The organism is Bradyrhizobium sp. in8p8, from assembly GCF_000426845.1.
Lineage (GTDB): Bacteria > Pseudomonadota > Alphaproteobacteria > Rhizobiales > Xanthobacteraceae > Bradyrhizobium > Bradyrhizobium japonicum_C.
Genome location: NZ_AUGD01000040.1, coordinates 1 through 8310, shown reverse-complemented (window position 1 = coordinate 8310; position 8310 = coordinate 1). Strand labels below are relative to the sequence as shown.

6 protein-coding genes and 2 pseudogenes are annotated in these 8310 nt (G+C 59.9%); 2 read left to right on the top strand and 6 right to left on the bottom strand.

Going from position 1 to position 8310, the window contains the following annotated elements:
• Window positions 1-498: 498 nt before the first annotated feature.
• Genes K408_RS0136465 through phnC form a run of 5 tightly spaced genes read right to left on the bottom strand, consistent with a single transcriptional unit; the run spans window position 499 to window position 4942 of the window.
• Window positions 499-1386: a LysR family transcriptional regulator gene (locus tag K408_RS0136465; protein WP_006023683.1), complete on the bottom strand. Its 888-nt coding sequence runs from the start codon at window positions 1384-1386 to the stop codon at window positions 499-501.
• A 7-nt stretch (window positions 1387-1393) separates the two neighbouring features.
• On the bottom strand, window positions 1394-2395 hold the full coding sequence (locus K408_RS0136460) for a phosphonate dehydrogenase (protein WP_006023684.1): 1002 nt from the start codon (window positions 2393-2395) through the stop codon (window positions 1394-1396).
• Between the two features lie 12 nt (window positions 2396-2407).
• Window positions 2408-3226, bottom strand: coding sequence for a phosphonate ABC transporter, permease protein PhnE (phnE, locus tag K408_RS0136455; RefSeq protein WP_006023685.1), 819 nt, complete (start codon window positions 3224-3226; stop codon window positions 2408-2410).
• 7 nt (window positions 3227-3233) lie between these two features.
• Entirely contained in the window at window positions 3234-4094 is an 861-nt protein-coding gene (phnD, locus tag K408_RS0136450) for a phosphate/phosphite/phosphonate ABC transporter substrate-binding protein (protein ID WP_006023686.1), read from the bottom strand.
• Window positions 4091-4942, bottom strand: coding sequence for a phosphonate ABC transporter ATP-binding protein (gene phnC / locus K408_RS0136445; RefSeq protein WP_006023687.1), 852 nt, complete (start codon window positions 4940-4942; stop codon window positions 4091-4093). The genes phnD and phnC overlap by 4 nt, the downstream gene beginning before the upstream one ends.
• A gap of 799 nt (window positions 4943-5741) precedes the next feature.
• Between phnC and K408_RS39980 the strand changes: the two are divergent.
• Window positions 5742-6095 (top strand): annotated as a pseudogene (locus K408_RS39980) (transposase); the annotation flags it as partial.
• Between the two features lie 236 nt (window positions 6096-6331).
• On the opposite strand, the gene K408_RS0136425 reads toward K408_RS39980, so the two are convergent.
• Complete coding sequence (locus K408_RS0136425; protein WP_024343475.1) at window positions 6332-7363, bottom strand: IS110 family RNA-guided transposase; 1032 nt, start codon at window positions 7361-7363, stop codon at window positions 6332-6334.
• Window positions 7364-7432: 69 nt separating this feature from the next.
• Between K408_RS0136425 and K408_RS0136420 the strand changes: the two are divergent.
• Window positions 7433-8310 (top strand): annotated as a pseudogene (locus tag K408_RS0136420) (IS3 family transposase); the annotation flags it as partial.

The following is an 8310-nucleotide window of genomic DNA, read 5'->3' as shown; positions in this document are numbered from 1 at the left end:
GCTCCACGCCAGCCCCCGTCGCTCACCCCGCCCAGATGGGCAAAACCAACCGTCAGAGTCTACGTCACGCTGGATAGAAGTTGGGGGCAACGTCACCGGACCCCTTTCGGACCTTGGTTCGAGAAAGTTGTACGGCAAGCCATGAGCCACTGCGGCCTTTTCCGGCAGAGGGCAGGAACGTCGCGGTGGAGTGGAATTCTGCGCTTTCGATTGGTTGCCGAGGGCGGCTTGGTTGCCACTTTGCGGACATTCGCCACAGGAGAAGCTAGCCAGATCGACTAAGAAACACGAACCCATGACATGGGTTGATGGAGCTGGGCCGCCTTCAGCTGACCGCAGAGCGCATGCGAAAACAGATCGCCTGTACCCACGCTCTTTGACGTCGCATTTAAGCTCCTCACTCAATCATCGAACCGGTTGAGCGACCGCTTAGACCGTGCGAAATACGCGTTCATGACCAACAAAACGCGCATGTAGCCGATTCGAGAGGCGCTGACGTCAGCGAGCGGATACCGTCTCATTGCAGTGAGCGTTCAATAGATGCTGGGCGAAGGCCGGTATAGGCATGCCCGAAATGCCGGTGCGCCAAGCGACAAACAGGTCCTTTCGTAGCGGCGGGTCAGGGAAGGGTAAGGCACGCAGGCTTCCGGCCCGCACCTCGTCCGATACGGCTGACGCCAGAACTAGAGAGATGCCAACTCCAGCCTTTACCGCCTGCTTGACAGCCTCGGTGCTACCCAACTGTAGGGAAACCCGCGGCATTTGAGCGTGATCGCCGAAATATTTCGCAAGCATCCGCCCGGTCCCGGTGCCAGGTTCGCCGCCGAGAAGCTCAAATGCGGATAACTGAACCGGATCAATGTGGTCTTGAGACGCCAATGGATGATCGGGCGGAACGATGACGACGACGGGCTCGCTTCTCCAGCGCTCGACTTGGCAGCCGTCGCGGTTGTCCCACCATTCCAACACGGCCACATCTATTTCGACATTCTCCAGTTTCTCGACGATGGACGGATTGCGGTCAATCACCATATCAAAAGCCGCTGGATCGCGGCCTTCCAGATATGACCGGACATAGGGCTGCAGCAGATAGATTCCGATATTGGAACTGGCACCGATCCGCGTGCGCTCCCCAGAGACCGCGGCGAGTGCACGCTCGTTAACCCTAAGGATGCTCTGGGCATAAGGCAGAAAGTTCATCGCTTCCCGCGTCGGCTCGCACCCCGTTCGGGAGCGATGGAATAGCAGGACACCCAGCTGCTCCTCAAGCTTCTGGATATGTGATGAGGCCGTCGGCTGAGCGATCCGAAGATATTCTGCGGACGCTTGAAAGCTCTTATGCTTCGCCAGGGCCAGAAATGTCCGCACCCATACTAGATTCAGCATTGCCGATCTAAGCCACTTGTCTCGGATTGTTGACGGCATCCATTGGCGGCTTACCCGAAAGGGCCTGCAGGATATTTTCTGCAGCGCGCAGTTCGATTGCCAAGCGAACTTTCTTAACAGCAGAGCCAATATGCGGGCTGAACATCGTGTTTGGGTGACCCAGCAAGCCCGGAGCGATCTCCCGCGGTCTGTCTTCGCGAGCCCAATCCTCCAGCTCGAACACGTCGGCGGCATACCCGCCGAGCTGACCGCTGGTGAGCGCAGTTAGAACAGCAGCTTCGCTCACGACAGAGCCGCGGCATGGATTCACGAGGTATGCGCCTGGTTTCATCAGGGCGAGCGTCCTGTCGTTGATCAGATGGATGGTGTCTGGGGCCAGCGCCAGGGCCAGGATGACGATATCGGATTCGGATAATACCTCCTCCAGGCTGCGCCGAGCAACACTAGGTCGAGCTTCGCCGCCGGGTGCTGGGATCGGCACCCGGTCGTTGTATAGCAGCGTTGCGCCCCAGCCATTCAGCCGTTCGGCGATGGCTTGCCCAATCGCCCCCATTCCGAGAATACCAATGGCGGACCCCGCGATGCCCAGGCCGAAAAACTCCGGCCGCCAACCGGCGAATTTGCCGCAGCGGACCCTGGCATCGGCCTGGATCATCTTGCGGGTGAGGCCGATGGTAAGGCCGATGGCCAACTCAGCCGTCGGCACGGTCAGGAGGTCAGGCACGATGCTCAGCCAGATGCCCCGGGCCGTACAGGCCGCGACATCGAAGTTATCGTAGCCCTTCAAGGCCGCGCCGATGACCTTCATCTGCGGGCAAGCTGCCAGGAAATCGGCGTCGACCCAGTCCGGCATGAAGGCCATCATTGCATCCGCCGTGCCGACACGGCGGCGAATCTCTTCGCGGGGCAGGGTTTCCATAGTTTGATTGGGAGTGACTTCACAATGGTCACAGAGGAGATCCAAGGTTTCCTGATGCACTTTGTGGGTGATGACGACGCGCGGTTTCACGATGGCCGGTCCTTACTTGAATTTCTTCCGCAAATAGCCGCTCAGGCCATCGACGATTGTCACCATTATCAGGATGACGAGTAAAATGGCGCTGACTTCTTGATACAACATGATTCGAAGCGATCCCATCAGCTCAAACCCAATACCGCCTGCGCCAACCATTCCCATTATCGTGGATGCGCGGAAGTTATATTCCCAGCGATAGACGGATACGTCTGCGAACTGCGATGACACTTGTGGCAGGACGGCGTGGAACAACACTTGAACCGGAGTTGCACCTGCGGCGCGCGCAGCCTCTATGGGGGCCTCATCGACATGCTCAATTGCTTCCGCAAAAAACTTGCCGACCATACCGACCGAATGCAGGCCTAATGCCAGAACGCCGGGTAAAGCACCAAAGCCTACGGCAGCAACGAAAATGATGCCCATAATCAGCTCCGGGACCGAGCGAAGAGCGTTTAGCAGGGTACGGGCGACATGAAATACGATCGTGTGCGGCGACGTGTTCCGGGCAGCAAGAAAAGCCAGCGGAAATGACAGAAGCACCGCTATTGCCGTTCCGGCAATACTCATTGCCAAGGTGTCCACCAGCGGCTTGAGCCACGCGCGCGCATTGGTGAAATCCGGCGGCATCGCCTCGCGGGCCAGCGTTAAGATGGCCGGAACCCCGTTTGCCAGGGTCCCGAAATCCAGAAGACCAACATACCAGAATGCAACCAGCACAATAGCGAGTACCGCAGCAACCTGGGCAGACTGCCGGATCCACGCCCGACTGTACTGATCGAGATAATGGTTTGTTGTGTTGATTGTGGTTGCGCCGAGCGTCGTCATCACGTCCTCACATCGCTCCGAAGTCGATTCCAAGCAACTTTCCCATATCGCGGATCACGTCGTAATCATTGTCCGTGATCGGGGCGAAACCGTCCGCCTTGAAGTTCTTCAGAACTGCGGGGTCCTTCAGGTTCACGAAAGTGGTGCGGATCTTGTCCTTCAGCTCCGGCTTCAGGTCGGAGCGCATCGTCCACGGGTATTGGGGATATTCCTTGCTGTAGGCGATGACCTTGACCTTGCCTGCGTCGACGAGCTTTCTCTCAAGAAGAGTTTTCCAGATCACCTCGGAAAGGCCCCCGACTTCCGCATTGCCGTTGGCGACATTCACCGCAACCGCATCGTGGCTGCCGACGAAGTGCTGCTGGTAATCGCGATCATTCACGACACCGGCTTCCGCCATCAACGTCTTCGGAATCAGATGGCTGGAGGTGGAAGCGCGATCGCCGAAAGCGACCTTCTTGCCCTTGATGTCGCTGAGCGAATTCACATTGGCATTCGCGTTGGCAATGACGACAGAGCGGTAAGTCGGCTTGCCGTCGCTGACCATTGCCGCAAACGGCTCGATATCGGCTTTGCCCTTGGCAAGCACGTACGAGAGCGGACCGAAATAGGCTATGTCGATCCGGCCGAAACGCATTGCCTCGATCATCGACGAGTAGTCTGTTGTCACAACCAGATCGACCTTCTTGCCCAGTTCCTTCTCGAGGTAGTCCTTGAGCGGTTGATTGCGCTTGATCAACTCGGACGCATTCTCATCCGGTAACAGTGCGACCTTTAAAGTCTCTGGATTCGGATTGGCGGCGTGGGCTGGCGCTGCCAGCCCCATGGCAAGGGCGGCAGCAATGGCAAATTTCAGCAGGCGGTTCATAGGGACATCTCCATCTCAGGCGTAAACGGTGGCTGGGCGTAGGCGGGGTTACTCGTCCGGCTGGGTGCGATTGGCTCACGGCGGTGCCCGGCGTATATCGCGGCGAAATTGTCGTCATTGAGCTCATCAGGAGCGCCGTCAAACACAACATGTGCACCGGCAAGGCCAATGATCCGGTCTGCAAAGCGCTGCGCGTATTCCAGCTGGTGCAGCGACACGATGGCGGTGATGCCGTCTTCTTTGCACACCTGGCGAAGCAGTTCGAGGATCTTCTCCGAGGTGGCGGGATCGAGGCTGGCGACAGGCTCGTCGGCCAGAATGATGTTGGGCTGCTGCGCCAGCGCGCGGGCAATCCCGACACGCTGCTTCTGGCCGCCAGAGAGCTGATCGACACGCGTCATGGATTTGTCGGCCAGACCGACGCGCTCGAGGCAGTGGAGAGCCAGTTCCAGGTCCGCGCGGGGCAGCGGGAAGAAACTGCGCAAGGTATTGTGATAGCCGAGTCGGCCGGTGAGGACGTTGGCGAGGGCCGTATGTCGCTCGATCAGCTGATGGTGCTGGAAAATGAGTGCCGTTCGGCGCCGGTGCTGGCGGAGTGCGCCGGTCGGGCCAAGGACACCGAAATCCGATGAGACAATCTCGCCGGAGGTAGGTTTAACAAGGAGGTTCAGGGAGCGCAAAAGTGTCGATTTCCCCGCACCCGACAGGCCGAGTAAAACGGAGAACTCGCGCTGGAAGAAATCGAGGGTGGTCGATCTGAGCGCCACCACTCCGCCTGAATAGGTCACACCGACATTTCTGAGCCGCAACACGTATTTGCGGTCGGTCTCGGCATCGCTGGGCTTCATGGATCACCATCTGTAATGTGAATGACGCAAAGATTGCGTTTCGCAATACAGTAGGGCTCGTGGATGACACTTCGATGTCAAGGTCGCGAAGGTTTTGTGACTCTATCCGTCAGTGAAGTGACCCTTCGCCGCGTGCAAGGCGGACGATGCTGCATTGCGGCAAGGTTGTTACATCCGCAAATGTCTCATTTCCGCGTTCAAACCTAGGTGCTTGTGTTGTGAATGGCGTCTCGTTCCGATGGGCGAGACGAACGGCAAAGTTCCACCCTTCTACGACCTTCGACTGTGGCGCGGAAGCCCGTCGCTGTTCGTGATCTGAACTTTCTACCGTATATCTGTGCCCCTTTAATGTTCAGGGGCCGGTATGGCGCGTCAATGATGAAACCGGGCGGCTCGAATGCACATGGATGCCTGACGATGAGGCAGACAGTAGGGATGACTTGCGCCGGATGATTAAGCGTCTCTGGCTCTTTCTTGCTGTCTACCAGCAAGGTAGCATTGCGGCGTGAGATGAGTATGATGGATAATATCACGCTGCACGCGGCTTTCAGTGTTGCGATGATGCCGTTCCCTCATGGTCCCTGGGAGCTCAGCTCCATCCGTGGCGCCAATTCGTGTTGCCATCGGATCGCGCGGTTGCGCGAGAGTGCGCCCCCTCCATCTTGAACGACGACTACGCTGATCAAGAGCGCTCGGAACGCTGAGCGTCGTGAATGTCCGCCGTCAGCGCCCTTGAGACAGATTCGGGATTTTCGGGAAGGGAGGATTTCTGGATCATCGCAGCCATTCAGGAGCGCAGATGAGACAGAAATCGGTGCCGGAGAAAGCTCCGGCAGAGCAGGTGGTGAAGGACATCCGGCGCGCGACGCGCCGGCAGTTTTCCGCCGAAGAGAAGATCCGCATCGTGCTGGAAGGCGTGCGCGGCGAGGAGAGCATCGCCGAGTTGTGCCGGCGCGAGGGGATCGCCGCGTCGATGTATTACGGCTGGTCGAAGGAGTTCCTCGACGCCGGCAAGCGCCGGCTGGCCGGTGACACGGCACGGGCAGCGACATCCGACGAGGTCAAGGAACTGCGCCGTGAGGCGAAGGCCCTGAAGGAGGCCGTGGCCGATCTGACCCTGGAAAACCGCCTGCTCAAAAAACGTATGGCTCGCCCCGCCTGCAAGGGATTTCTTTCCGGCTCTTCAGTCTGCGCCAACGTATCCGGTCTCGAGGTCGTGCCTCGGCCAAGATGGAGCTTTCGCGCGTACCGATCCTCATAAAGCCGTCGGCGTCTAACGCCATTTTTTTGATCAGGATCACGGCACGCCGTTCGACTGTCAGGCCATCTTTCCAATCCACTCACAGACAACGCTGGCCTGAAGGACGCTCCCCTAAGGCCGAACTCTGATCATCCAGCCGATGGCATCGCCTCCACCTGGAAGGGGCGCCCGCTTCTCAACACGGCCCAGATGATCCTGGCCATCTTCGCCGCGAGCGCGACCACGGCGGTGTTGATATGCGTTCGCGCGAGCAATCCCCGCAGCCATTCGCCGAGCAACGTCCGCCCCTTCGCCAGGGACGGCAATGCCGCTCGCGCGCCGTGGATCAGCATCCTGCGAAGGTAGCCGTTGCCGCGCTTGCTGATCCCGAGAAGCTTAGGTCTGCCGCCGGTCGTCATCTGGCGAGGTACCAGGCCGAGCCAGGCGGCAAGATCCCGGCCCCGGCCAAACGTCTCCGCCCTTCCCACCGAGGCGACGAAGGCGGTCGCATTCAACGGGCCGACCCCCGGGATCGTCGCCAGGAGCTTCGTTGCGGCATCCTCGCGCGCGATCGCAACGAACTCGGCATCGAAGGCGCCGATCCGCTCGTCAAGGGCGCGCCACTGGGCCCGCATGTCCTCGACGAGCTGTCTGATCCGACGGCTGATCGCCACCTCGCCAGCAAGGAGTTGATCCAGTCGAAGTTCGAGCTTGCGCCGTCCCTTCGCCATCACGATCCCGCGCTCCAGAAGGATCGCTCGCAACTGATTGATCAGCGTCGTGCGCTCGCCAACCAGCCGATCCCGCGCCCGATGCAGGCTCTGCATGTCGAGTTGCTCGTCGCTCTTGAGATCGACGAAGCGCATCGTCGGGCGGGTTGCCGCTTCCGCGATCGCCTCGGCGTCACGGTCGTCATTCTTCTGAGCCTTCACGTACGGGCGAACATACTCTGGCGACATCAGCCGCACATCGTGACCCTGCTCGCGAAGCAGGCGGCCAAGATGATGGGCGCCGCAGCATGCTTCCATCGCCATGACGCAGCTCGGCATTCCTGACGCCAGCTTCAGGATACTGTCGCGTCGCATCCGCCGACGCAGCAGCACCTGCCCCGCGCTGTCGAAACCGACCACGCTGCAAACGTCTTTGCCAAGATCGATTCCCAGAACCCTGATCTCATTCATCGGCTCACCTCCGTGCCATTTGCGGCCGACGCAATCTTGCGCCGAGGGTAAGGGGCGAGCCATTCCATAAAGCATGCTGGCGGATGGGGAGGACGACACATGAGATATCCCGCGTCCGAGAAGGCCGAGATCATCCGCCTGGTCGAGGCCTCGCACCTGCCGGCGCGGCGCACACTGGACAAGCTCGGCATCCCGCGCGCCACGTTTTATCGTTGGTATGATCGCTATCGCACCGGCGGGATCGAGGCGCTCGCCGATCACCGCTCGCGGCCCGATCGCGTCTGGAACCGGATCCCCGAGACGATCCGGGCCGAGATCATCGAACTGGCGCTGCGCGAAACCGAACTCAGTCCGCGCGAGCTGGCGGTGCGCTTCACCGACCAGAAGAGCTACTTCGTCTCGGAAGCTTCGGTGTATCGGCTGCTGAAGGCGCATGACCTGATCACCAGCCCAGCCCACATCGTCATCAAGGCGGCGTCCGAGTTCAAGGACAAGACCACGGCGCCGAACCAGCTCTGGCAGACCGACTTCACCTACCTGAAGATCACCGGCTGGGGTTGGTATTATCTCTCAACCGTCCTCGACGACTTCTCGCGCTATATCGTCGCCTGGAAGCTCTGCGCCACGATGCGCGCCGACGACGTCACCGCCACGCTTGATCTGGCGCTGGCGGCGGCTGGGCTCGACCGGATCACTGTCGCGCACCGGCCGAGGCTGTTGAGCGACAACGGTTCGTCCTACATCTCGGCCGACCTTGCCGCCTGGCTCGATGGCAAGGGCATGCAGCATGTTCGTGGCGCGCCTTACCATCCCCAGACGCAGGGCAAGATCGAGCGCTGGCACCAGACCCTGAAGAACCGCATCCTGCTCGAGAATTACTACCTGCCGGAGGATCTCGAACGGCAGGTCGCAGCCTTCGTCGAGCATTACAACCAGGCCCGCTATCA